At 43.1% G+C, this 23,557-nt stretch carries 22 protein-coding genes; 18 read left to right on the plus strand and 4 right to left on the minus strand.

Annotation, left to right across the window (positions count from 1 at the left end):
- Positions 1 to 102 precede the first annotated feature (102 nt).
- Positions 103 to 1,389: a tRNA uracil 4-sulfurtransferase ThiI gene (thiI, locus tag ACQKMP_RS08800; protein ID WP_231573334.1), complete on the plus strand. Its 1,287-nt coding sequence runs from the start codon at positions 103 to 105 to the stop codon at positions 1,387 to 1,389.
- 37 nt (positions 1,390 to 1,426) lie between these two features.
- On the opposite strand, the gene ACQKMP_RS08805 is transcribed toward thiI, so the two are convergent.
- Positions 1,427 to 2,119, minus strand: a complete 693-nt coding sequence (locus ACQKMP_RS08805) for a TerC family protein (RefSeq protein ID WP_427469227.1) — start codon at positions 2,117 to 2,119, stop codon at positions 1,427 to 1,429.
- A 173-nt stretch (positions 2,120 to 2,292) separates the two neighbouring features.
- Between ACQKMP_RS08805 and ACQKMP_RS08810 the strand changes: the two genes are divergently transcribed.
- The 6 genes from ACQKMP_RS08810 to ACQKMP_RS08835 all read left to right on the plus strand — a co-directional run bounded on the left by ACQKMP_RS08810 (position 2,293) and on the right by ACQKMP_RS08835 (position 7,936).
- Positions 2,293 to 2,952: a TerC family protein gene (locus tag ACQKMP_RS08810; protein WP_427469228.1), complete on the plus strand. Its 660-nt coding sequence runs from the start codon at positions 2,293 to 2,295 to the stop codon at positions 2,950 to 2,952.
- A 269-nt stretch (positions 2,953 to 3,221) separates the two neighbouring features.
- A complete protein-coding gene (locus tag ACQKMP_RS08815) occupies positions 3,222 to 3,731 on the plus strand; it encodes a hypothetical protein (protein ID WP_042190902.1) in 510 nt (169 codons plus the stop codon).
- 206 nt (positions 3,732 to 3,937) lie between these two features.
- Entirely contained in the window at positions 3,938 to 5,779 is a 1,842-nt protein-coding gene (typA, locus tag ACQKMP_RS08820; protein WP_042190900.1) for a translational GTPase TypA, read from the plus strand.
- A gap of 125 nt (positions 5,780 to 5,904) precedes the next feature.
- The gene (locus tag ACQKMP_RS08825) at positions 5,905 to 6,201 is read left to right on the plus strand and encodes a YlaH-like family protein (RefSeq protein WP_042190898.1); all 297 of its coding nucleotides are present in this window, start codon (positions 5,905 to 5,907) and stop codon (positions 6,199 to 6,201) included.
- 83 nt (positions 6,202 to 6,284) lie between these two features.
- Positions 6,285 to 7,382, plus strand: a complete 1,098-nt coding sequence (locus ACQKMP_RS08830; RefSeq protein WP_042190896.1) for an LCP family protein — start codon at positions 6,285 to 6,287, stop codon at positions 7,380 to 7,382.
- A 101-nt stretch (positions 7,383 to 7,483) separates the two neighbouring features.
- Positions 7,484 to 7,936, plus strand: a complete 453-nt coding sequence (locus tag ACQKMP_RS08835; protein ID WP_042190894.1) for a pyridoxamine 5'-phosphate oxidase family protein — start codon at positions 7,484 to 7,486, stop codon at positions 7,934 to 7,936.
- 29 nt (positions 7,937 to 7,965) lie between these two features.
- Here ACQKMP_RS08835 and ACQKMP_RS08840 read toward each other — a convergent pair whose 3' ends face one another.
- Positions 7,966 to 8,541 carry a YhcN/YlaJ family sporulation lipoprotein gene (locus tag ACQKMP_RS08840; protein WP_042190892.1) on the minus strand — a complete coding sequence of 192 codons (576 nt, stop codon included), beginning with the start codon at positions 8,539 to 8,541 and terminating at the stop codon, positions 7,966 to 7,968.
- 105 nt (positions 8,542 to 8,646) lie between these two features.
- On the opposite strand from ACQKMP_RS08840, the gene ACQKMP_RS08845 reads away from it, so the two are divergent.
- Both ACQKMP_RS08845 and ACQKMP_RS08850 read left to right on the plus strand, forming a co-directional pair.
- Entirely contained in the window at positions 8,647 to 9,978 is a 1,332-nt protein-coding gene (locus tag ACQKMP_RS08845; protein WP_042190890.1) for a PhoH family protein, read from the plus strand.
- 385 nt (positions 9,979 to 10,363) lie between these two features.
- On the plus strand, positions 10,364 to 11,590 hold the full coding sequence (locus ACQKMP_RS08850) for an extracellular solute-binding protein (protein ID WP_427469230.1): 1,227 nt from the start codon (positions 10,364 to 10,366) through the stop codon (positions 11,588 to 11,590).
- Here ACQKMP_RS08850 and ACQKMP_RS08855 read toward each other — a convergent pair.
- Positions 11,582 to 12,709 (minus strand): coiled-coil domain-containing protein, encoded by a 1,128-nt coding sequence (locus ACQKMP_RS08855; protein WP_427469231.1) that lies wholly within the window; start codon positions 12,707 to 12,709, stop codon positions 11,582 to 11,584. The two genes, ACQKMP_RS08850 and ACQKMP_RS08855, sit on opposite strands and share 9 nt — an antisense overlap.
- Before the next feature lie 327 nt (positions 12,710 to 13,036).
- Complete coding sequence (locus tag ACQKMP_RS08860) at positions 13,037 to 13,273, minus strand: DUF2626 family protein (protein ID WP_042130273.1); 237 nt, start codon at positions 13,271 to 13,273, stop codon at positions 13,037 to 13,039.
- 345 nt (positions 13,274 to 13,618) lie between these two features.
- Between ACQKMP_RS08860 and ACQKMP_RS08865 the strand changes: the two genes are divergently transcribed.
- The 9 genes from ACQKMP_RS08865 to bshC all read left to right on the plus strand — a co-directional run bounded on the left by ACQKMP_RS08865 (position 13,619) and on the right by bshC (position 23,555).
- A complete protein-coding gene (locus ACQKMP_RS08865) occupies positions 13,619 to 14,269 on the plus strand; it encodes an RsfA family transcriptional regulator (protein ID WP_042130271.1) in 651 nt (216 codons plus the stop codon).
- 164 nt (positions 14,270 to 14,433) lie between these two features.
- Positions 14,434 to 15,390, plus strand: a complete 957-nt coding sequence (locus ACQKMP_RS08870; RefSeq protein WP_427469232.1) for a ketopantoate reductase family protein — start codon at positions 14,434 to 14,436, stop codon at positions 15,388 to 15,390.
- A 27-nt stretch (positions 15,391 to 15,417) separates the two neighbouring features.
- Entirely contained in the window at positions 15,418 to 15,804 is a 387-nt protein-coding gene (locus tag ACQKMP_RS08875; RefSeq protein ID WP_042190883.1) for a DUF3397 domain-containing protein, read from the plus strand.
- A 151-nt stretch (positions 15,805 to 15,955) separates the two neighbouring features.
- The gene (locus ACQKMP_RS08880; RefSeq protein ID WP_042190881.1) at positions 15,956 to 17,665 is read left to right on the plus strand and encodes a peptide ABC transporter substrate-binding protein; all 1,710 of its coding nucleotides are present in this window, start codon (positions 15,956 to 15,958) and stop codon (positions 17,663 to 17,665) included.
- Between the two features lie 222 nt (positions 17,666 to 17,887).
- Positions 17,888 to 18,820 carry an ABC transporter permease gene (locus ACQKMP_RS08885; RefSeq protein ID WP_042190878.1) on the plus strand — a complete coding sequence of 311 codons (933 nt, stop codon included), beginning with the start codon at positions 17,888 to 17,890 and terminating at the stop codon, positions 18,818 to 18,820.
- A 33-nt stretch (positions 18,821 to 18,853) separates the two neighbouring features.
- A complete protein-coding gene (locus ACQKMP_RS08890) occupies positions 18,854 to 19,768 on the plus strand; it encodes an ABC transporter permease (RefSeq protein WP_042194363.1) in 915 nt (304 codons plus the stop codon).
- An 11-nt stretch (positions 19,769 to 19,779) separates the two neighbouring features.
- Positions 19,780 to 20,775, plus strand: coding sequence for an ABC transporter ATP-binding protein (locus ACQKMP_RS08895; protein WP_042190876.1), 996 nt, complete (start codon positions 19,780 to 19,782; stop codon positions 20,773 to 20,775).
- On the plus strand, positions 20,772 to 21,692 hold the full coding sequence (locus ACQKMP_RS08900) for an ABC transporter ATP-binding protein (protein ID WP_042190873.1): 921 nt from the start codon (positions 20,772 to 20,774) through the stop codon (positions 21,690 to 21,692). Before ACQKMP_RS08895 ends, ACQKMP_RS08900 begins: the two co-directional genes overlap by 4 nt.
- Before the next feature lie 231 nt (positions 21,693 to 21,923).
- On the plus strand, positions 21,924 to 23,555 hold the full coding sequence (gene bshC / locus ACQKMP_RS08905) for a bacillithiol biosynthesis cysteine-adding enzyme BshC (RefSeq protein ID WP_427469233.1): 1,632 nt from the start codon (positions 21,924 to 21,926) through the stop codon (positions 23,553 to 23,555).
- Positions 23,556 to 23,557: the final 2 nt, after the last annotated feature.

Genomic DNA, 23,557 nt, shown 5'->3' on the forward strand with positions numbered 1-23,557 from the left:
TTCGGTGATAGTCACACTGAAGATGATGTCGCGGCGCTTGAGAAAGCACTAATTACTGCGGTACGAGCTTTAAAGATTGCTGAAGGAGGTATGAAGTAACTAATGAGTGTGATGAATCAAGAATCTGCTAAAGGCAGTGCCAATAGTATTGATTATGCCGATATGCTGCTTTTGCGTTTCGGGGAGTTTACATTAAAGGGCAAAAACCGTGCCAGATTTGAGAAAACGGTACTACGTCATGTGAAAGAAATGATTAAGCCATATCCAAAGGTGGTTCTAACCAAAGAATTTGGAAGAATTTACGTGGAACTGAATGGAGAAACTGCTGCCCCATTGGTAGAAGCATTGAAGAATGTATTCGGAATCGCTTCTGTCAGTCCGGTAAAGGTGGCCAAGTCAGATCTCGAGGATATTGTGGCTGTCAGCCGTCATTTTTTGGAGATCATCGCTCCTGCACCGGGAACTACATTTAAAGTTAATGCACGCCGGGTATGGAAAGAGTTCCCTTATGGCTCCATGGAGATGAATAAGCTAGTCTCGACACCACTGCTGCAAGGCTATTCCGGACTTACTGTGGATGTAAAGTCACCTCAATTGGAGCTGAAAGTCGAAATTCGTCAAGGTCATACTTTTATATTTTGTGAAAATATTGCTGGTGTTGGTGGATTTCCGCTTGGTACGAATGGAAAAGCGATGTTATTGCTGTCCGGAGGCATTGATAGTCCTGTAGCCGGTTGGTCATCCATGCGTCGTGGACTCGAAGTGGAGTGCGTACATTTCTATAGTTATCCTTATACGAGTGAGCTTGCCCGGCAAAAGGTGGTTGATCTTACGCGGGTATTGTCACGTTATGCGGGAGTCATCAAGCTACACTTAGTACCTTTTACAGAGGTGCAGACATCTTTTACCGGAATAGGTCAGGATAATCTGATTATTACGTTGATGCGTCGAGCTATGCTGAGAATTACTACACAGCTTGCTGAACGTGAGGGTGCCCTCGCAATTGTAACCGGTGAAAGTCTTGGACAGGTTGCTAGCCAGACGTTACCAAGTATGAATGTGATCGGTCGTGCGACAGAACTTCCTCTTTTACGTCCGCTGGTAATGATGGACAAAAGTGATATTGTAGAGCTGTCTAAGAATATCGGCACCTATGACCTGTCAATTCTTCCTTATGAGGATTGCTGTACATTATTTGTACCTAAATCACCTACAACGAATCCGAATTTACGGATTGTAGATAAGATTGAAGCTACGCTACCTGGATATTCTGCATTGCTGGACGCAGCGATTGAAGCTACGGAGACTGTGCTGATCACTCCGTATGGAGATGAGAAGCCTAAAGATGTAGTAAGTGCTCAAGCTGGATTACAGGAAGAATGGTTCTAATATTATAAACAAAAGGCTGTCTCATTCGTAGCAACATCTACGGTTGAGGCAGCTTTTTTGAATTATTATGGCTTGATTGGCGTCTCCAGTGTCCTCCAATTAAGATGCCAACAATGATCACAAATATAAACAGAGCTCTCAATAGTGGATGCTTCTCAAAAAATGGGGATAGCTGCTGCTCATCTGTAATCATGCTTGAGGCTGTAAACCCTAGGACTGCTGAGCCAATATAAATAATCCATGGATATTTGTTGATTAATTTAATAAAGAGAGTGCTTCCCCAGACCACAATTGGAACGCTGATTAAGAGTCCTATGACAACTAGAGAGATATTGTGCTTAGCGACTCCCGCAATGGCGATGACATTATCCAGCCCCATCGCAGCATCGGCTAGAATGATTGTACCCACAGCGGCCCCTAAGCTTTGACCAGCCTTGATATTCGTTGAATTGTTCTCATCTGTTAACAGCTTATAGGCAATTAGAATAAGTAAAATCCCGCCTGCCAGCAGTAACCAAGGGATTTTTAATAACCATACAACCAGAACCGTTGCGAAAATCCGTAATACGACGGCACCTGCTGTTCCAAGCACAATTGCTTTTTTTTGAGTGCTGTTCGGCAAATTACGCGCTGCAAGTCCGATGACTATGGCATTGTCTCCCGCCAGAATGAGATCTAGAAAAATAATATTGAGCAGTGATAATACAAACTCCCATATGGATGTATTCAAGGCATAGTCACCCCTAAAGTTAGTTAAGATGAGCACGAAGATATGCTTAGTTTTGTATACGCAAAAAAAGGGGCATACATGCTTTCATCCTCAAAAAAAAGTTGGACAGGAAGCATAGCTTGTCACTTCCGAACATACATGTAGTTACATGTGATTCGGGGAGGTAAAAGCGAATGGAATCATTATTGCTCCTTGGTGAAATATTGATGATCAATCTTGTGCTGAGTGGAGATAATGCTATGGTCATCGCGATGGCCAGTAAGGACCTTCCGGAGAAGCACCGGAAGATTGCGGTATGGTGGGGAGCTGCGGGAGCTGTTATCCTGCGCTGCTTGCTAACTTTTGTTGCGGTATTACTGTTGAAAATCCCTTATATCCAGGCTGGAGGAGGAATTCTGCTGCTATGGATTGCGTTCAAGCTGCTGCTGGAAGAAGAGGAGGACCTTAGAGTCGCGGAAACATCCTCCGTATGGAAATCCATCCGAACGATTCTCGTGGCTGATTTTATTATGAGTCTTGATAATGTCCTGGCAATTGCCGGTCTAGCCAAAGGGGATTTGGCTTTAATTGTCATCGGGATTGCGCTCAGCATTCCGATTGTAGTATGGGGAAGTGGCCTCATTGTGGGGTGGCTGCATAGATTTCCGATACTCGTATTTATCGGCGCTTATATTTTAGCCTTTACAGCAGGTGATATGATGCTTCAGGATGCAAAATTAGGGACAATGCTCTCCTTTTTGCTCCCATCCACGCATTCCATACTGCCGATCGCTTTAGGAATATTAGTAGTTGTTACAGGAGCAGTTAAACGAAGAACAACATCAGTAGGTTAATAAATTGCAATAAAAGGCAATACTACAAGGACATCTCCATAAATTGGAACCGTCCTTTTTTTGCGTATCAGAAAGTATATATTTGGGGCCCCCGCAAAGTACCTGAGTACGCATCGAAGCAAAGCGCCACTTTGTGGGGATATTTTGCATGGTCAGTGATGGCATTTTGTGTATGTTTCAGATAATATATGAATAAGAATCCTGTCGTTTTCTGGGTATGAGACGGCAAGGTAATGAGGTAGACGTGAATTTGAAGGGATGGGTGAAGGATGTCTTCCAAGAATGACATGAGACTAGGTATATTCATTGTAGCTGCGGGCGTCTTGATTTTATTCGGTAAGCTGGGGGTCTTCGGATTTTTGGGACGAGCCCTTTGGCCGCTAGTGATTTTACTTCCAGGATTGGTTCTACATATGTTATTTTTTAGCCGCCGCGCTTCGGCAACAGTATTGATTCCCGCGGGAATATTAACGGTATATGGTTTATTGTTTGGTCTTTGCAATATATGGGGATGGGGGCTTATGAAATATTTATGGCCTGTGCTTCTGCTCGGCATTGCCGTAGGTCTGTATGAATATTCCATAAATTCTCCAAGACGGTCAGGGGGACTATCTGCAATTGCTGTAATATTAGGCGTTCTAAGCATAGCGCTTTGTATTTTCAGTCTTATGGGTACGGGTGTGATCTATCTAATTGGTATTGTATTCATCGTGGCAGGAATTTGGCTGATTACAGGTCGGGGTAGAACTCGTGGCCGAAATAGATGGTATCGAAGTTAATTAATGTTGGATCTTGTGAAAAAAAACGGAATTTGCCAACTGTTTTTTTCATAAAAAGACTTGCTTTTCATAGTGCTTTCACTATAATATTAATGTTATGTTGAAGCGTCGGCTTTCTGCCTGGCGCTTCTTTTGTGAGACTGCCGTGACATGCTAAGAATTTTAACAGTTTTAATTTGATAAATGAGAGGATTTGGATACAAATCATGCATTCAAGAAAAGATATTCGCAACATTGCGATCATTGCCCACGTTGACCATGGCAAAACAACACTCGTCGATCAGCTTCTTCAGCAATCGGGGATCTTCAGCGCACACGAACACGTACAAGAACGCGCTATGGACTCTAACGATATCGAGCGGGAACGCGGAATTACAATCCTAGCTAAAAATACAGCAATTACTTATAAAGAGTTTTTGATCAATATTGTGGATACACCTGGACACGCTGACTTCGGTGGCGAAGTAGAACGGATTATGAAAATGGTTGACGGTGTATTGCTGGTTGTTGATGCTTATGAAGGCTGCATGCCGCAAACGAAATTCGTTCTGCGTAAAGCATTGGAACAAAAACTTACACCGATCGTTGTCGTGAACAAGATTGACCGTCCAGCTGCTCGTCCTAAGGAAGTTATTGATGAAGTGCTCGATTTGTTCATCGAACTTGAAGCAAATGACGAACAATTGGAATTCCCGGTTGTCTATGCATCTGCTCTTAATGGTACATCAAGCATGGTTCCTGAGAAGCAAGATGAGACAATGCTTTCACTTTACGAAACAATCGTTGAGCATATCCCAGCTCCAACTGAAAGTGTAGAAGACCCGCTTCAATTCCTCGTAACGTTGATGGATTATAACGAATACTTGGGTCGTATTGCTATTGGCCGTGTAAACCGCGGTGTGATCAAACAAGGTCAATCTGTAACTGTAATTATGCGTGACGGTAAGAGTAAAACCGCACGTATTGAGAAATTGTTCGGGTTCCAAGGTTTAAAACGTATTGAAACAGAAGAAGCGGGCGCAGGGGATATCGTTGCTATCGCAGGGATCAAGGACATTAACATTGGTGAGACCATTGCTGATCCAGCGAATCCAGAAGCACTGCCTGTTCTTAAGATCGACGAGCCTACGATGCAAATGACTTTCCTTGTGAATAACAGTCCTTTTGCTGGTAAAGAAGGTAAATGGGTAACTTCCCGTAAACTGCGTGAGCGTCTCTTTAAAGAACTTGAGACAGATGTGAGTTTGCGTGTGGATGAAACGGATAGTCCTGATGCATTTATCGTTTCTGGACGCGGTGAGCTTCACCTTGGTATTCTGATCGAGAATATGCGTCGTGAAGGTTATGAAATGCAAGTTTCTAAACCACAAGTAATCATTAAAGAAATCGATGGTGTTAAATCGGAGCCACTTGAGCGTCTTATGATTGACATTCCTGAAGAAAGCATGGGCTCTGTTATGGAAAGTCTGGGCACTCGCAAAGCCGAAATGGTCAACATGATTAACAACGGTACGGGTCAAGTACGTCTGGAGTTCCTGATTCCTGCACGTGGTTTGATTGGTTACAACACTTACTTCTTGACTTTGACACGTGGTTACGGCGTTATGAACCATGCTTTTGACAGCTACGCTCCACTGGTTGCTGGTCAAGTTGGCGGACGTCATCAAGGTGTGCTTGTAGCCAGTGAGACTGGATCAACAACACAATATGGAATAGTGGGCGTTGAGGATCGTGGTATTCTCTTCTTGGATGCAGGTACAGAAATTTATGAAGGTATGATCGTAGGCGAGCATACCCGTGATAACGATATTATCGTTAACATCTGTAGAGAAAAAGCACTTACCAACATGCGTACCTCAGGTAAGGACGATACTGTAAAAATGAAGACACCACGTACCTTCTCTTTGGAAGGCGCACTTGAATATTTGAATGATGATGAATATTGTGAAATCACACCTAAATCCATTCGCTTGCGCAAAAAGATTCTGAACAAAGGCGAACGCGAACGTGTAGAGAAGCAACGTAAAATGGCACAAGCAAACGCGTAAGATCAGCTTATTATAGTAAAGAGCCGTCGGAGGTTTAACTTTCGGCGGTTTTTTTTATAACAAAAACTTCCCTTACTGATGATATAATGTAAACGTATCTTAAATTTGGGAGGAGTGCGGTATCTATGCAAGTCTGGTTTGCTGAGCATCCAATCGTCGCTTATATTGTTATTTTTATATTGCTTACATTTGTGTATAATCAGGTATTTCGTGTGAATCAAAAGTTATCGATTGGCAAAGAGATTATGCTGTACATAATGATGGCAATCGGCTCCGGCATGCTCCTCATTTTTCAACATGATAAGCTACCGATCATTCAGTGTCTGCTGGTCGCCGTCGGATTAATGCTGATGGTACGGATACGTTATATCGTAGAAGCTCGACAGAAGAGAAAGGCTGCAGCTGCAGCAAAAAGACAGTAATCGAAACTTTTACTGCTTATGCAACGTCTATTTAAGTGTAGCAATTTTAATTCCAAATGAAATGAAGAGGACTTTATTCTACTATGAGTACACGAAACAGCAGTTTACCTCCACGAGCAAGTGGTCAACAACCGAATAATAGAAAACAGCCTGTGAAGGGTGCTCCTAAGAAAAAAAAGAAGAAACCGCAAAAGAGAGGCTTTTTTGGCAGATTAGTTAGAATCCTGTTAACCTTACTCATTATTGCGATTCTTGGCGTATTGGGCTACGGGGGCTATCTGTATTGGAAGCTTGAAAATGGGGTCTTTAATGCAGGTAGTAAAGGAACGGTTGCCCCAGGACATTCGGCTACAGAAAAACCACTGACGATGCTTATCCTGGGTACGGATAATAGACCAAAACATCAATCTAGATTGACAGATGTTATTATGGTTGCAGCGCTTAATCCTAAGACAAAATCAGCAACCATTGTCTCTCTTCCACGCGATACCTTAGTTGAGCTCAATGGATACAAGCAAACGAAGATTAACGAATTCTATGCTCGCTTTAAGGGGAAAGAAGATTCTTCTGGTATTTTGGCAGAAGATGAGATGAAGACAATGATGGGGAAATATCTAGATATTGACGTAGATTATACAACGATTCTGGATTTTCAAGGCTTCCGCGATGTGGTGGACGAGCTTGGTGGAGTCAAAGTCAACATTAGCGATAATATGTGTTATACAGACAGCGTCGACGGTACGAATATCAATTTGAAAAAAGGTCCGGCGGAGCTTGATGGAGATAAAGCGCTAGATTATGTGCGATACCGTAAATCTAATTGCAAGCCTAAGACTAAGGGTTCAGACGATTTTGATCGGAACAAACGTCAGAATGAGGTCCTTCATTCACTGGTGGATCAGATGCAATCGCTTGGTGGAGTATTAAAAATAGGCAAGGTACTTGACGCAGTGGATAGTAATATGAAGACTGATATCGAAAATTCGCAGATTAAAGATATGATTGCGACTTATTGGAAGATTTCCAAAGATGATATCGAATTCAAGCCCGTGACTGGAACGTGGCGAAGTCCGTATGTATATATTAATGATGAGGAGCTTGAGGCTGCCAAGAAAAGCTTGCAGGATCGATTAGCAGGAGTTTCTGCTAATTCCACTTCAGAATCCACTGAGGCACCTTAAAATCCTTAATAACACTTCGCCCTAAAATTGAATGCAAGTTTCAGCCTGTGCTATAATATAATAAATTGAATGAATTTACGCCGCATAGGGGGCCAGTACTTATGTCCGAAGCCGTTGCTCAGCTGAACGAAACCTTGTTATCGATGCTGCAATCGGAAACTTTTGTTCTTCTCAACACAGTTGATGCGGAATCAGGAGGTCCAACGTCCACGGCCATTTCGTGGATTTATGCAGTTAGTCCTAGTACTGTGCGTCTGGCTGTAGATCATCGTTCCAGACTCGTGAACAACATGAAGGTCAACCCGTTAGTAACCGTCACTGTGTTCGGTGAGGGCACTGTCTATGCTATTAACGGCAATGCCGTTGTAAAGCAGGATCCACTTCAGGATGTACCTTTCAAGATGTGCTGCTTTGATGTTGAAATTATGGCGGTGCGTAACGCGCTTTTTTATGGAGCGCAGCTTGAATCCGCCCCAAGATATGCAAAGGTTTATGATGGACGTGCCGCTGAGAAGCTGGACGGACAAGTATTTGCTGCCATGAAAAAAGCCTAGTGAGAATATCACTGGGCTTTTTTTGTCCTCTACTGTGCATTTTTAATCGGCTTAGTATCCTCTGGCAGCTGCGGCATGATTCGACCGATGATATCAGCCAGTTCGGATGAGAATCCGGAAATTGGATGTCCTTGAGAGATGTGACGGCTCATGTCCGCTAAGCGGCTGGAGAGATCCATATCGGCAGTGACAAGTGCACGTACGCTTCTAGGGTCTTTGCGGATAGCTTCCGCTACAGAATATTTAATGCTTCCAACACGTGATCGGTCTAGAGAACCTTCTACGTCAAGACCTACAATGGCTACCTTGTTCATGACTACACAGTGTGCACCATTCACACCAGGAACTCTTTTGGCCAACTGTTCAAAATGGTCCTTAAGTGCAATTTCACTTTCGCCCTTAACACTGACGGTGTGACCAGCTTTTGAGGTGGCCTTAGGATTAGTTGCACCATCGTTGGCCAATTGCCGAACCTCATGGTTTCCCGTACCCTTTACAGCATTCGCAGATTGTTTATTCTGAGGAGAGGGTGATGTCTTTTTATTAGCGATACCGCAGCTTGTCAATAGCAGCAGTACCAGCAACAGACACATTGATTTTCTCATATGTGATTACTCCTTTCAGCCAAGATCGTTTCTGTACCTTATCTTTTCCCTTGGCGGAAAGAGTTATGTATGATCAATCAAACCAGGCGCTGTGGAGGGGATAATATGAACAAGATATTTGTGCTAGATACCAACGTGCTTTTGCACGACCCCAATTCGATTTTCTCTTTCAAGGAGCATGAGGTGGTTATTCCGGCGGTTGTGCTGGAAGAAATCGACTCCAAAAAGCGCAACGCTGACGAAATCGGTCGAAATGCCCGCACGGTTTCCCGATTGCTCGATGGACTTCGTGAGCTAGGTCATTTGCATAGTGGTGTGGAGCTGGAGCATGGAGGCAAGCTGAAGGTAGAACTTAACCATCGCAGTTTTGTGAAGGTACAGGAAATGTTTGGTGAGGTATCTAACGACAATCGGATTTTGGCTGTAGCTCTCAACTATTTAATCGAAGAGAAAGAGAAGCCTGATCCGCGTCCCGTAGTGCTTGTGAGTAAGGATGTGCTGGTCCGTATTAAAGCGGATGTGCTAGGAATTACACCAGAGGATTACTTGTCAGATCGTACTGGAGATTTAAATGAACTTTACACTGGTTACCAATCTCTGCAGGTACATCCGGCATTGATTGATGAATATTACAGTCACCGCTCTTTAACGGTTAAACAGCTCGGGTTGTCATATCCCTTGTACCCTCATGAATTTGTGATCCTCAAGGATGAGATAGGCACGGGCAAATCAGCTCTTCTCAAAGTGAATAGTGATGCGACCCGTCTGGAGCCGCTTTACCTGGGCAATGATTCAGTTTGGGGGATCAGCGCCCGAAATGCTCAGCAACGAATGGCATTGGAGCTGCTTCTCAATGATGAAATCCCGCTTGTAACCATTACGGGTAAGGCTGGTACAGGGAAGACATTACTGGCGCTTGCTGCCGGACTATTCAAAGTTGAGGATGAGCATAAATACAAAAAACTGCTTATTGCTCGTCCAGTAGTTCCTATGGGTAAAGACATTGGTTATTTACCCGGAGAGAAGGATGAGAAGCTCAGACCCTGGATGCAGCCTATTTATGATAATCTGGAGTTTCTGTTCGACACCAAAAAAGCTGGCGATATAGATAAAATCTTAATGGGCTTAGGCAGCATACAGGTAGAAGCCTTAACTTATATTCGTGGCCGTTCAATCCCTGCGCAGTTCATTATTATTGATGAAGCTCAGAACCTTTCCCGTCATGAGGTGAAGACAATCGTCTCCAGAGCGGGTGAAGGAAGCAAAGTGATTCTTATGGGTGATCCGGAGCAAATCGATCATCCGTATCTGGATGCTGCGAGTAACGGACTTAGTTATATTGTTGAGAAGTTTAAGCAGCAAGGGATTAGCGGACATATTACTTTGGAAAAAGGCGAGCGTTCCCGCCTAGCCCAATTGGCAGCGGATCTTCTCTAACCTTCAATCCTCTTTTCAGCCGGGAGAAGCATAAGCTCCCGGCTTTTTCCTGCCCGCCCAAAAACGGCGGAGGGAATTAACGGTTGTGGTGCTTTAGATTGAGCGCGGTCAGCGGAGGGGGAGGAATTGTTCTGTAGAAGCGTTAGCGCTCGCCTTTGTCTCCGGATTTATACCGTTTAGGAATATAATCCATAAATCTGGAGACAACAGCGATCGGAAGAATAATCCGCACACGGAGTGCCCTTAGCGCTAAGATCACCCAGTCTTTTAATTGTCTTCGTCGTTTCCCCTATATAATAGAAAGAGAACGTTTTCACATTCTAAAGACAAGCAGCGGCTGGTTTGGTAAAATAGGGGTGACGAATCATGTGGAAGGTGGGGAATTGTGCTGAAACGCAAAAATTATTGGCTGCTTTTTGCAATTTTACTACTATCGCTGACAAGCTTGTCACCCAGTATGGAATTGAGTACCAATAACGACCCACATCCTATGAAAAAACCACAAAGTCAGTCGACGTACCCCTCTTCAGGGGAAGAGGGAACTATAGATAGCCTGCGCATAACAGTATCGTTAAATAGTGAGGAATTCAATGAACTGGAGCTTTTAAGCAATCGTTATACTTTAGAAAGTGGAGTAAAGGTAATATTAAGAAATATTGATAGCGAGGATGCAGACGAAGTTTTGAAGCATGATCTAACCATCGGGGATAGCACGGATATCGTTATGGCGGATGGACGAAGTATTCTCGACTGGGCAACACGTGGATATTTATTGCCGGTGGATGTGTATCAGAGCATTCCGGGAACTGCACCGTTAACTCAGTTAATCCCATGGATGCAATGGAACGGATATAATTGGGGAGTGCCGCTGGATATTGACCCTTATGTACTTGTTTATTCACCACAGCGTCTTGCGGAACTGGGATTCACTACCTTACCAAGAAGTCTGGAACAGTGGAACACGTTGCTTCAGAATGTGCTTAAAGAGCAAGGAAAATATTTGCTCGCAATGGATACACGTAATCCATATGGATTGTCCGCTGTTATGGAGAGTATGAACAGCAGCTTGCTATCGGATAACCAAGAAGTGATAAATTGGACTCAGAATGCTCGGAGTTATTTTTACCTTACCAGTCGATATAACAAAGATGTTTGGGATATGATTCAGAGCGGAAGCGTTGCTGTTGCTGCTCTACCGCTATCTGAGTGGAAAAAACATGGGAATTCGTCTTTAGTTGCTGAAGCACCACTGACCGCAAGTAACGGGAGAGGAATTGAATCTTATTACAGCCGTTCCTTTGCACTTCCAGCTCAATCCCCAAATCCAAAGGAAGCCGTGAATTGGCTGACGTTTATCACTTCTGAGGATTCTCAAATGGATTGGCTGGAGAACACGGGAAGCCTGCCTGCGCTGGATGTCCTATATCGTTCAGAACATGATTTCAAATATAGGCTTCCTTTTGGAGTCGAATTATTACTGACAGAAGAAACCGCCCCGGAGGTCGAATTCCAAGGCGGCTGGAGTAAGATTGTTGAAGCAGTATCCTTACTGCTTACAGGAAAAATGGATGCGGCCGGGTACAAAGATTTCATCAAGGAAGGCTTAGAATGAGATAGAAAGTTTAACTTGGAGGACGCCTTCTTTACTATCTACTTCTGTGGCGCGGAGGAAAGAAACGATTTTTCCAGGGTAAAAGCCTAAATCAAATTCCTCCTCAAGTGTTCTTCTAGTGGTGTCAGGTAATTCGAGACCATTAAATACAACATGATCTACTTGGAATATAAGTCCATTGATGGGTTCTTCCTGTATGATGTAGTGACCGGTTAATGAAAGGGCTAAAGCACCACTTTTTCCTGTGGCAGTAATCGTTCCGTCATTAAAATGAAATGCGAAATCGTTAAATAGCTTATTCTGGGACTGAAGGAATTCGTTTAAATCCTCTTCCTTCAGATTCAGAACATAAGTCATCCCCTTACGAGTAAGAACTCCCTCTCGATTCTGGACAAACTGCGGTAATTTATTCATTGCGGAAGACAATGCTTTGAAGTAGGTCTTTACCTCGCGCAAACCAATATTCTCCCAATATAATGTGAATTCTTGAAGTAGAGCGCTCATATTATCAGGATCACTACTGTCTTTAATCCCGCCTTCAATTTCTTTATTGAGCGCGGCTACCCGAATTTTCTGTTCCTCCAGAGCGGTTCGCAGCTGTGCAAGATCCTTCGAGCTGCGCTGTGCAGTCTGGAGGGTCTTCTTTAGATCCTTATATTGGTCCTCGTATTGTGTGAGAATGTTGCGGTCATTTCCGATAATAATTTCATAATAATCAAATAGTGCCAGAAATCTGCTAATGCTCTTCGCGGATAGAAATGCGGCCAAGAGACCGTCTCTATCCCCCATATAATAAGAACGAAGGACCGCACCTGCACGCTCTTGTTGGTTTGCGATGGCAGATTTTTTCTGGATAGCTTGCTCTTCTAGGTAATCTACCTTTTCTTCAAGCGCTTTTTGTTCGGCTGTAATCTTGATGATCTCCCGTTCGATTTCTGTGGAAGATAAAGTCTGCTCCAGAAGTTTACGCGTTTCTTCATTATCTGGTATAGAGGAATTGAAAAAAGAACCGCTAGGATCGGCAGACAGGTACATCGTAGATTGTAACGGAAATAATGTACAGCAGAAGAGAATTAGTATGGTTGCCATCATGCGGCTTTGGGCATTGCGGGAGCGCACCACACCACCACCTTTTTTTTGAATTTAAGATAAGAAATTATCTGTTTCACTCCATAAATCATCCTTCTATTTCTCGTAGAAACGGAAACTGTCTGTAAAAGACGGCAAAACCGGTTCTTCCTGAATGGATATATGTATGTACTAATAATATGTTTAACCCTTCTAAAATAGCATACATACAAAAAATCCCCACAAAGTGAGGCTATCCTTCAATGCGTACACAGGTATTTGGGGGACCTCATATATAATATATTAACTGATAAACAAAAAAACGGAAGTGATCCTTATTAGATAAGGACCTCATCCGCTTCAAGAGAGTACTGCAATTTATAGTGGAAGACCCATTTGAAAGATCGTCCAATAGCTGAAACCGGTGAAAGTCAAAATCATGTATGCCCAGAAAAGTAGGACATAAGTTTTTTCAGTAAACTTCAAATAACCGAGAATTACGAAAAAAGCGGTTTGCAAAAAGAAAAGCAAGGCCATTTCTGTCAGACCTCCGGCGAAAGCCATCAATCCAATAGCCAATGTAAAAAAACCTAATACCCGAAACATGCGGTCCAAGAGAGAGTCCCCCTTCCAGTATGTATCTCACGAATATTCCTTCGACTTATTATACCCGTTCAGTAAAAATGTGTAAACGAATTCATTGAAAAAAATACACTAATCTTGAAAAAATGTGATTTTTATAATTGACTGAAGTGATTAGTGCTTGAAAAAAGAGAATTTATTACTTAAAGCGTATGATGTGGGCAGATAATGGAAATACAATTTAGTATCAAATAGATTCTATGAACTCTATGAGAAGCATAGAAATGGAGTAAGCAGCTTTTATCCCTATTCACTACCCGGCAGAGCTGTCGGTTATGGAGATGGTTATTTCAAGATGTTGTTAGGAGGTTTGGTTGGATGACAGCCGTTAGACAGGATGCTTGGAGTGCAGAAGATGATCTAATACTGGCAGAAGTAACCTTGCGCCACATTCGGGAGGGCAGTACACAACTTGCTGCTTTTGAAGAAGTGGGTGAGAAAATCGGCAGAACGTCGGCTGCTTGCGGATTCCGCTGGAACAGCTGTGTTCGAAAAAGCTATGAAGGTGCAATTGGAATCGCTAAAGGCCAACGTCAAAAGAGAAGTTACCTGAAAAAGCAACCGTCGGTAAGAGGAGCGCAGGTAGCGGGTCTGATTCTCGGGGATACCGATGAGGAATTCGGACGAGGCGAAGGATTAAGTGAAAACACATTATCCATTGATGCGGTTATACGTTTCCTGAGACAATGGAAAGGTACGATCCAGGAGGCAGGACGCCAGCTGAAAATGCTGGAGAGAGATTTGCGCGAGAAGGAAGATGAATTAACAGAATTAAGATCTGAGAATGAGCGGTTGTCAAAAGAGGTTAATCTTGCTCAAAGTGACTACCGGGTAGTCAATGATGATTACAAAGCTTTAATTCAGATTATGGATCGTGCGCGTAGGCTAGCTTTCTTAAACGAAGAAGAAGAAGAAATGAAGACTCGTTTTAAAATGGATGGGAATGGGAATTTAGAACGTATTGAATAAAAGATAGGCAAATTAAAACACCCGTAAGTGGTTCGCTTTATTAGCGCCATTTGCGGGCGTTTTGGTTTTGTATTGTCATTTATGGAGGACGACAACGGCGGTTCTTCTTGGTATATTAAGGCTATACTTAGAAAAATTGCGCTTGAGATCAACAGGAGGATCAGATGAAAATCGATATAATCGGTGCGGGTTCACTTGGGCTGCTTTTGGCAGGGAGGCTGGCCCAGTCCGGGAATGAAGTGAGATTGTGGTGTCGAGGGGTAGAGCAGTGCCGGAAATTAAAAGATGAGGGCTTAACTGTGAGCTATGAGGATGGGCGCGATCCGATTTCGATTTCGGGGGATCGATTTGTGTCCGCACCAATAGAGGGATTTGCAGATGCCTATCTTCGTGAGCCCAGTGATTGGATCATAGTAACGGTTAAACAGGACATACTACATAATGTTTTACCTGAATTTCTATCCCCTCTTAGGGAACAACAGGTACACATCATTTGTTTTCAAAATGGCATTGGACATATGGAGATGCTCAGTAACTTGCTGCCGAAAGCTAATTTATATGCTGCCGTAACAACAGAAGCTGCGAAGCGAAAGTCTTTAACTGAGGTCATTCATGCAGGTGCGGGGGAGGTATGGATAGGGAAATGGAGCTTAAAGGATGGACAAGCCCATAGTATACATACTGATTTACAAGTGAATTATTTAATAGAAGTTCTCATTATGGCAGGATTCTCAGCCTTTTTGTCGAATGAAGTGGATACCATGATTTACCGGAAGCTCCTAATCAATGCCGTTATTAATCCGCTCACAGCGATTTGGCGTATTCCAAATGGTGAACTGCTTGCTTCAGAAGAGCGCCTGCAGTTAATGAAAGAACTTTTTAGAGAAGCTACTATGGTATATGATGCCTTCGGAATTACTTATGATCATGATGCGTGGGATAACATTCTTAAAGTGTGCAGGACAACGGCTGGCAATACTTCGTCCATGCTGGCAGATGTTCTAGCTTCAAGAAGCACAGAAATTCATTGGATCAATGGAAGTCTTGTAGAAATGGCAGAACGCACTGGAACATTGGTTCCTTTACATCGCTTGATCTGCCAATTAGTTGAGGGAATATAGGTATGATCTCGGAGGAGAGGTGAAGCTATGGGATTGCTGATGAATTCGGTCGGTACTTTAAGTTTGATTCCAATAATACCGTTTTTAATTGTTTATTTCATTGGAAGAGGGTTAAAAAAAGATAAAAAGAAAACTTTTATGCTCGCTATGGACGTGACTACATTTTTTTTATTATTATCGGTCTCCGCATTATTTAACAACTTGTTTAATAACGGTTTTGGGTTTTATCTTATACTACTTATTGTATTAATATCCACTGGATTGATTGGCGGCGCTCAGAATCGACTGAAAGGAAAAGTAGATGGGAAGCGGTTATTTCGGGCAGTTTGGAGACTTTCCTTCTTTTTTATGAGCGTCGGATATTTATTATTTATGTTTGTAGGGCTAATTAAGTACATATCACAAGCGATGTAATGTTCCACTGCTCCGGTGAAGCGGCAACGTCACAAAAGTTTAAAGTTTTAATAAAAAAAGAATTTTCTGAAAACATACCACTAGATTTTTTTGACCACTGGTTGTATAATCATAAACCATATACCACATTCTATTTAGGGGGAACTGCTAGATGAAGAAGAGTAAAAGTCTATTGCTAATGCTTGCATTAGTACTTGTTATCGGCACAGTGCTTGCTGGCTGCGGCGGAAACAACGCGAACAGCGGCAATAAAGGTAATGCTGGTAACACTGGTAACACGGGAACTGGTAATGCGGCTACAGAAGAGAAATTGGCTGCGGACCAAACACTGAGAATCAACCTAAGCTCTGAGCCTCCAACATTTGACCCAGGATTGGCTCAAGATAGCCAAGCTCACACTGTCCTGACAACAATGTACGAAGGTCTGACTCGCATGAATGCTGAATCTGGTCAAGCTGAACCAGGTGTTGCTGAAAGCTGGGATGTTTCCGCTGACGGTCTGGTATATACTTTCAAACTCCGTGATTCACAATGGAGTAATGGCGATCCTGTAACAACAGAAGACTTCGTTCGCGCTTGGAAACGCGTGCTCGATCCTGCTGCTGCATCCGCTGCACCTTACGCTTATCAATTGTACTACATCAAAAATGCTCAAAAGTTCTACAACAAGGAAATTACCGATTTCAGTCAAGTAGGTGTCAAAGCGGTTGATGAGAAAACTCTCGAAGTTACTCTTGAAGCCCCAACTCCTTACTTCCTTGGATTGCTTTCCTTCTACACTTATTACCCTGTACACAAATCCATTGAGAGTAATCCAAAATGGGCAACAAGCAAAGATACTATGATCGTTAACGGTGCTTTCACTCTTACTGAGTGGACTACAGGTCAAACACTTGTTGTAACTAAAAACGATAAATACTGGGATAAAGATTCCATTAAACTTAACAAAATCGACTTCTCCCTTGTAAACAGCGGTGCAACTGAACTGCTCAGCTACAAGAACGGTGAATACGATCGTGCCGGTGGACCAACTGGTGAAATTCCATCAGAACAAATTCCAATCGTGCAAAAAGAACTTCCTAAAGAATTCAGCCGTAAAGGTATTGCTTCCGTATACTACTACGAATTCAATATCACTGAAAAACCTTTCACAAACGCTAAAATCCGTAAAGCTCTTGCAATGTCGATTAACCGTCAAGCTTTGATTGACAATGTAGTACAAGGTGGACAATTCCCAGCATTCGGTTATGTACCTCCGGGTATCGCTGGTGCTGATGGTGAGTACCGTACAGCAGTTAAAGATAGCTACTTCACTGAAGATCTAGAACAAGCTAAAACTTTGCTTGCTGAAGGTCTGAAAGAAGAAGGTATGGATAAACTGCCTACATTCTCTTTGACTTACAACACAAGTGAAGGTCACAAGAAAATCGCTTTGGCGATTGCTGATATGTGGAAAAACAATCTTGGTATCGACGTACAAACCGTTAACCAAGAGTGGGCTGTATTTATTGAAAACCGTCAAAACCTGAACTACCAAGTTGCACGTGCTGGTTGGACTGCGGATTACAATGATCCAATGACTTTCCTTGATATGTGGGTAACAGGTGGCGGTAACAATGATACTGGTTACGCTAACCCTGAGTATGACAAATTGATCAGCGAAGCTAAAGCAAGTACTGACTTGAAAGTACGTCAAGACAAGTTTGCAGCAGCTGAGAAATTGCTCATCGAGCAAGATCAAGTATTGATTCCTTTGTACTACTACACTAACAACTCCCTGACTAAAGAGTACCTCAAAGGTGTTACTCTTGACTTCAGTGGTGCAATTGACTTGACTCGTGGATACTTGCTTGAGCACTAAGATTTAGCTCATGTAATTTAAACAGAATAGTTAGTTGACTGAAGTAACACAATACTTCGGGATATATATGTGGAACTCCATATATATCCCTTTTTTTTGTATTTCCGTCTATTTGTTATTTATTGTTATTTATAACATATTTAGAAAATGGACAAAAATCCGTTTTTTTCATAAAATCAATATAATGCTCTCAAAAAATTTGTCGGAGGAGGTGTGATGGGGATGGTTCGTTATGTCGCAAATAAATTCTTCTATATGTTGGTTTCATTATTTGTACTGATTTCAGCAACTTTTTTCTTGATGAAAGCTATTCCAGGGGATCCGTTTACTTCTGAGAAAAAAGTACCGCCAGAAATTAAAGCGCGTTTGATGGAGCAATATGGTCTGGACAAGCCGCTCTCTCATCAGTATTTTAAGTATTTAGGTGATATTATCCAAGGTGATCTGGGTGTATCCATGAAACGCCTGAATCAAGATGTATCACATTTGATCGGTCAAACCTTTTCAGCGTCGCTGAAGCTGGGACTCGTCGCAATTGTTGTGGCGGTTATTGTTGGGGTTCTTCTCGGCATGTTAGCGGCACTCTATCACAGAAAGTTTCTTGACAGCGCCGCGATGGTGTTGGCAGTTCTGGGGATTGCGGTTCCGAGCTTTGTAGTCGCGTCATTATTACAGTATGTGTTCGCTTTCAAATTGGGTTGGGTACCGGTTTCAGGTTTTAAAGGACCAATCTATTATTTCCTTCCTGTAGCAGCGCTCTCGGCACAGCCAATAGCATTTATAGCGCGCTTGACACGTTCAAGTATGCTTGAAGTTTTGAATGCGGATTATATCAAAACGGCTAAGGCTAAGGGATTAAGCTGGATGGCTATTCTAAGCCGTCACGTACTTCGTAATGGTATCCTGCCGGTTGTTACTTACATGGGACCTATGACAGCTAACATCGTAACTGGTTCGGTTGTTATCGAGCAGATCTTTGGTGTTGGGGGTATTGGTAAACAGTTCGTGGAAGCGATTGGTGTCCGTGACTATACCGTTATTATGGGGATAACCATTTTCTATGGTGTACTACTTATGGTGGCCCGTTTCATTACTGATATTGCTTATGTATTGATTGACCCACGTATGAAATTAAGTGGAGGAAAGGAGGGCTAAAGAGTGGCATCTGATAATAACTTGTTAAAGAACATGAATCTAAAACCGGAAGATTTTCAAAAAGTCGGTGTAGATGAAAAAGAAGCCGAGGTTATTCAGCGGGAGAGTCTCTCTGCCTGGAAAGATTCTTGGCAACGGTTGCGTCAAAACAAAATGGCGATGACCGCGCTTGGGATTCTAGGCTTGATCGTGCTTGCAGCGATTATCGCTCCCTTATTCTCGAAATATAACTATTACTCCAATGACTTGATGAATACCAATAAGCCCCCTTCCTCCGATCACTGGTTTGGAACGGATGATCTTGGACGTGATATTTTCGTTCGTACTTGGTACGGCGCACGGATCTCCTTGATCGTTGGTCTAGCTGCGGCAGCCATCGACTTGTTTATCGGTGTTATCTATGGAGGTATTATGGGCTTCTTCGGCGGCCGTGTAGATAATATCATGAACAAATTCTCTGAAATTTTGTACTCCATTCCTTATCTGCTTGTTGTAATTTTGCTTTTGGTTGTGCTTGAACCAAGTCTTGGTACCATCATCCTGGCCTTAACCATTACGGGTTGGATTACGATGTCGTGGATTGTACGCGGTGAAATTATGCAGCTCAAGAATCGCGAGTTCGTATTGGCTTCCCGTTCCATGGGTGCAGGTTCTGCGAGACTGTTGTTCAAACACCTTCTGCCGAACGCAGTGGGTCCGATTATTGTAACGATTACACTTTCTGTACCAAATGCAATTTTTGCAGAGGCTTTCCTAAGCTTCTTGGGTCTTGGTGTACAAGCTCCGATCGCTTCACTTGGATCTATGATTAACGATTCACTCACCGGTTGGTTGTACTATCCATGGCGCTTCCTGTTCCCTGCCATTCTGATCAGTTTAACCATGCTTTCTTTCAACATTTTCGGTGATGGTCTTCGTGACGCGCTTGATCCTAAGCTGAAAAAATAGGAGGGGTATGGATGGAACCTATTTTACAAGTCAAAGATTTGCATGTTTCGTTTTTTGTTAAAGGCGGAGAAGTGCAAGCTGTCCGTGGTATGAATTTTGAAATTGGCAAAGGTGAAACGGTTGCCATCGTCGGCGAGTCCGGCAGCGGTAAGAGTGTAACTGCACAATCGATTATGCGGTTGATCCCTTCCCCACCCTCTAAAGTGAAAAAGGGAGAAATTATTTTCCAAGGACAAAATTTGCTAGACAAAAGCATGAAAGAAATGGAATCCATTCGCGGTAAAGATATTGGCATGATTTTTCAAGACCCGATGACTTCTTTGAACCCAACCATCAAAGTGGGCAAACAGATCACTGAAGTTTTGATTAAACATCAGAAAATGTCAGCGGCCGAAGCGAAAAAGCAAGGTATTGAGATGCTCAAATTAGTTGGCATCACAAATGCTGAGGCTCGCTTTAACCAATATCCCCACGAGTTTTCAGGCGGTATGCGCCAGCGTGTAATGATTGCAATCGCGCTAGCCTGCCGTCCGGCTTTACTCATAGCGGACGAGCCTACAACGGCTCTTGACGTAACCATTCAGGCGCAGATCATGGAAGTTATGAGAGAGATGCAGCAAAAACTAGGTACCTCCATCATTTTGATTACCCATGATCTTGGCGTCGTTGCCGGTATGTGTGATCGGGTAATTGTAATGTATGCCGGTGAAGTTGTGGAGACTGGAACAAGATGGGAAATCTTTAAGAATCCACAGCATCCATATACCAAAGGTCTGCTGCGCTCGATGCCGCGTCTGGACCAAAAGAAGGGCGAGCCGCTCATTCCGATCATCGGCACACCGCCAGATCTGATCAAGCCGCCGATCGGCTGTCCGTTCACCGCGCGTTGCAATGAAGCAATGCATGTTTGCGAACAAATCGATCCCGGCGCCACAGAATTCAGCGAAACGCATATGGCGCGTTGCTGGAATCTGCATTCGATGGCCAAGGAGGTGCAGTACTCTTGAGTAAGAACCTAATAGAAGTAGAAGGTCTTAAGAAATATTTTAATGTAGGTCAAGGCAAGGTTCTTAAGGCTGTTGATAATATTAACTTCTCCATCCGTGAGGGCGAGACGCTTGGAATGGTAGGGGAATCCGGTTGTGGTAAGACTACTGCTGGACGTACAATTCTTCGATTGTATGAGCCAACTGCCGGAAGTGTGAAATATAATGGTACAGACATTTATAAATTGCCTTCTAACAAAATGAAAGCAATGCGCCGTGACATGCAGATGATTTTCCAAGATCCGTACGCATCACTTAACCCGCGTTTTACGGTTTCTGATATCATCGGCGAGGCACTGGACATTCACGGGATGGCTGGCAGTCGTGCAGAACGTAAAAAACGGATCGAAGAGCTGCTCGATATGGTTGGTCTTAACCATGATCACGCTACTCGTTATCCACATGAATTCTCTGGTGGACAACGCCAACGTATTGGGATTGCCCGTTCGTTAGCGGTAAATCCTAAGTTCATCGTTTGTGATGAGCCGATTTCCGCGCTTGACGTATCCATTCAGGCTCAGGTCGTAAACTTGCTTAAAGAATTGCAAGATCGTCTGGGATTGACTTATCTTTTCATCGCGCATGATCTGTCCATGGTTAAACATATCAGTGATCGCGTAGCAGTTATGTATTTGGGTAAAATGGTAGAATTGGCGGAAAGTGAAGAGCTTTATGCAAATCCTATCCACCCTTATACCAAATCTCTCTTGTCAGCTATTCCAATTCCGGATCCGGAAATTGAAGTGAACAAGAAACGTATTCACTTGCATGATGAGCTTGGTAGTCCTATTTATTCTGCTAACGAAAAGAGCAATGATAGTGACTTTGAATTAGTAGAAGTATCCAAAGGACACTGGGTAAGCAAAAAATTTGCTTAAATCTATAGCGAGTATTAGACAGGCGGGAGCGTTATGCTCTCGCCTCTTGTATGTAGTGGGGATATTTAATAATCATTTTAATGGATAAGAAAATAAAACGGCTGCTCTTGCATTGCTTTTTTGCAGGTATGTAATTCTTTTGACGCGGCCCCTGACTTTGGATACAATCATATAGAGTTTACGAACTTGGATTTACATATAACTGCTCAGTAGAACTGGAGGCACTAGCAAATGAATATTGTTAAGGAACCGCTCTCGGGTGGATCTGCACTCGCGCGCGACTATATAGAAAATTTTGAAAAAGTTAGTCATTTGTATGGTGGGGATTTCCGAAGCAAAGAGAGTAGAAGCATTCGGGCAGAATGGCTGGATCGTAGTGAGGGTCTCCGTGCAGACCGGACACAAGTTGCTGCATGTCTACGGCAATATAATGAAAAGCATAATTCACATGATGCGGTGATGTCTTCCCTGGCACTTTTAGAACAGCCGGGAACGTTAGTGGTTACTGGCGGACAGCAAAGCGGATTATTTACAGGACCACTACTTGTAGTATATAAAGCAATGACAACCATTATGGCGGCAAAAGAAGCAGCAGAACAGCTCGGTCGACCTGTAATCCCATTATTCTGGATTGCAGGAGAGGATCATGACTGGGATGAAGTGAATCATACGTATGTATTAAATCGTACACAAGAGATTACAAAGATTAAGATAGAGAAATCAGAGGAGAAACGCTCCTCGGTGAGTAATATTCGTGTAGAAGATGAAAGCTGGCAGCAAGTAGTGGAACAGCTGGATGCGCTACTTCAAGATAGTGACTTTAAACCGCAAATTATGGAATTTATTCGATCTTCTTCGTTTAGAGCAGATAGTATGACGGATGCTTTTGCCAAGCTGATGGGTTCTTTATTTGGTAAATTTGGTCTGATCCTGCTCGATTCTGCTGATCCTAACCTTCGTAAGTTAGAAGAGCCTTTCTTTACTTCGCTAATTATGCAGAATGATGCACTGGAAACAGCGTACATGAATTCTGCTTCTGATATCGTGAACGCTGGGTATGAGCTTCAAGCTGACGTTACGGCAGGCAATGCCAACCTCTTTTATATACATGAAGGTGTACGATTATTGCTTCATAAGAAAGATGGCGTTTTTGCCGATCGCAAGGGCCAGGTATCGTTCACCCGGGATGAACTACTGGAGGAAGTGAAGGTACATCCGGAACTATTCAGTAACAACGTGCTGACACGTCCGCTTATGCAGGATTATGTGTTGCCGGTTCTAGCAACGGTGCTAGGTCAAGGTGAGATTGCTTATTGGGCCATTCCGCATCGTGCGTTTGAGACCATTGGGGGACAAATGCCCCTGATCATCCCGCGAATGTCTTTCACAGTGGTGGAAGGTACGCTTCATAAGCATATGGATAAATATCAACTAAGCTTTGAGGATGTAAGACAGGGACTAGATCGTAAAAGACATGAGTGGTTGGCTGCACAGGATGAGCTGGGGATTGAACAACGTTTCGAAGAAACTAAAGCTACTTTCTCCGCCATGTACGAACCACTGATTGAGCAGCTTGGAACCATTCAGGCAGGTCTGCTAAAACTAGGGAATAACAATAAAGATAAGATTTTAGATCAGATCACTTTTTTACAAGCGAAAGCCCAAGATGCAATGGCAAAACAGAATGAAGCTGCAATCCGTCAATGGGAGCGAATCGAGCTGTCGTTAATGCCACTGGGTAAACTGCAAGAAAGAGTGTACAATATCATGTATTACTTGAACCGCTACGGACTTCCATGGTTAGATGAGCTGATGGCTATTGAACCGGATTATAGTGGGACGCATCGAATCATTTATATGTAGAG

The organism is Paenibacillus sp. NPDC101420 (genome assembly GCF_050277435.1).
Lineage (GTDB): Bacteria > Bacillota > Bacilli > Paenibacillales > Paenibacillaceae > Paenibacillus_AQ.

Excerpts from the sequence above, each read along its gene's own strand:
- thiI (WP_231573334.1), top strand. The coding sequence starts at position 103 with ATGAGTGTGATGAATCAAGAATCTGCTAAAGGCAGTGCCAATAGTATT.
- ACQKMP_RS08810 (WP_427469228.1), top strand. The coding sequence starts at position 2,293 with ATGGAATCATTATTGCTCCTTGGTGAAATATTGATGATCAATCTTGTG.
- ACQKMP_RS08815 (WP_042190902.1), top strand. The coding sequence starts at position 3,222 with ATGTCTTCCAAGAATGACATGAGACTAGGTATATTCATTGTAGCTGCG.
- typA (WP_042190900.1), top strand. The coding sequence starts at position 3,938 with ATGCATTCAAGAAAAGATATTCGCAACATTGCGATCATTGCCCACGTT.
- ACQKMP_RS08825 (WP_042190898.1), top strand. The coding sequence starts at position 5,905 with ATGCAAGTCTGGTTTGCTGAGCATCCAATCGTCGCTTATATTGTTATT.
- ACQKMP_RS08830 (WP_042190896.1), top strand. The coding sequence starts at position 6,285 with ATGAGTACACGAAACAGCAGTTTACCTCCACGAGCAAGTGGTCAACAA.
- ACQKMP_RS08835 (WP_042190894.1), top strand. The coding sequence starts at position 7,484 with ATGTCCGAAGCCGTTGCTCAGCTGAACGAAACCTTGTTATCGATGCTG.
- ACQKMP_RS08840 (WP_042190892.1), bottom strand. The coding sequence starts at position 8,541 with ATGAGAAAATCAATGTGTCTGTTGCTGGTACTGCTGCTATTGACAAGC.
- ACQKMP_RS08845 (WP_042190890.1), top strand. The coding sequence starts at position 8,647 with ATGAACAAGATATTTGTGCTAGATACCAACGTGCTTTTGCACGACCCC.
- ACQKMP_RS08865 (WP_042130271.1), top strand. The coding sequence starts at position 13,619 with ATGACAGCCGTTAGACAGGATGCTTGGAGTGCAGAAGATGATCTAATA.
- ACQKMP_RS08870 (WP_427469232.1), top strand. The coding sequence starts at position 14,434 with ATGAAAATCGATATAATCGGTGCGGGTTCACTTGGGCTGCTTTTGGCA.
- ACQKMP_RS08875 (WP_042190883.1), top strand. The coding sequence starts at position 15,418 with ATGGGATTGCTGATGAATTCGGTCGGTACTTTAAGTTTGATTCCAATA.
- ACQKMP_RS08880 (WP_042190881.1), top strand. The coding sequence starts at position 15,956 with ATGAAGAAGAGTAAAAGTCTATTGCTAATGCTTGCATTAGTACTTGTT.
- ACQKMP_RS08885 (WP_042190878.1), top strand. The coding sequence starts at position 17,888 with ATGGTTCGTTATGTCGCAAATAAATTCTTCTATATGTTGGTTTCATTA.
- ACQKMP_RS08890 (WP_042194363.1), top strand. The coding sequence starts at position 18,854 with ATGAATCTAAAACCGGAAGATTTTCAAAAAGTCGGTGTAGATGAAAAA.
- ACQKMP_RS08895 (WP_042190876.1), top strand. The coding sequence starts at position 19,780 with ATGGAACCTATTTTACAAGTCAAAGATTTGCATGTTTCGTTTTTTGTT.
- bshC (WP_427469233.1), top strand. The coding sequence starts at position 21,924 with ATGAATATTGTTAAGGAACCGCTCTCGGGTGGATCTGCACTCGCGCGC.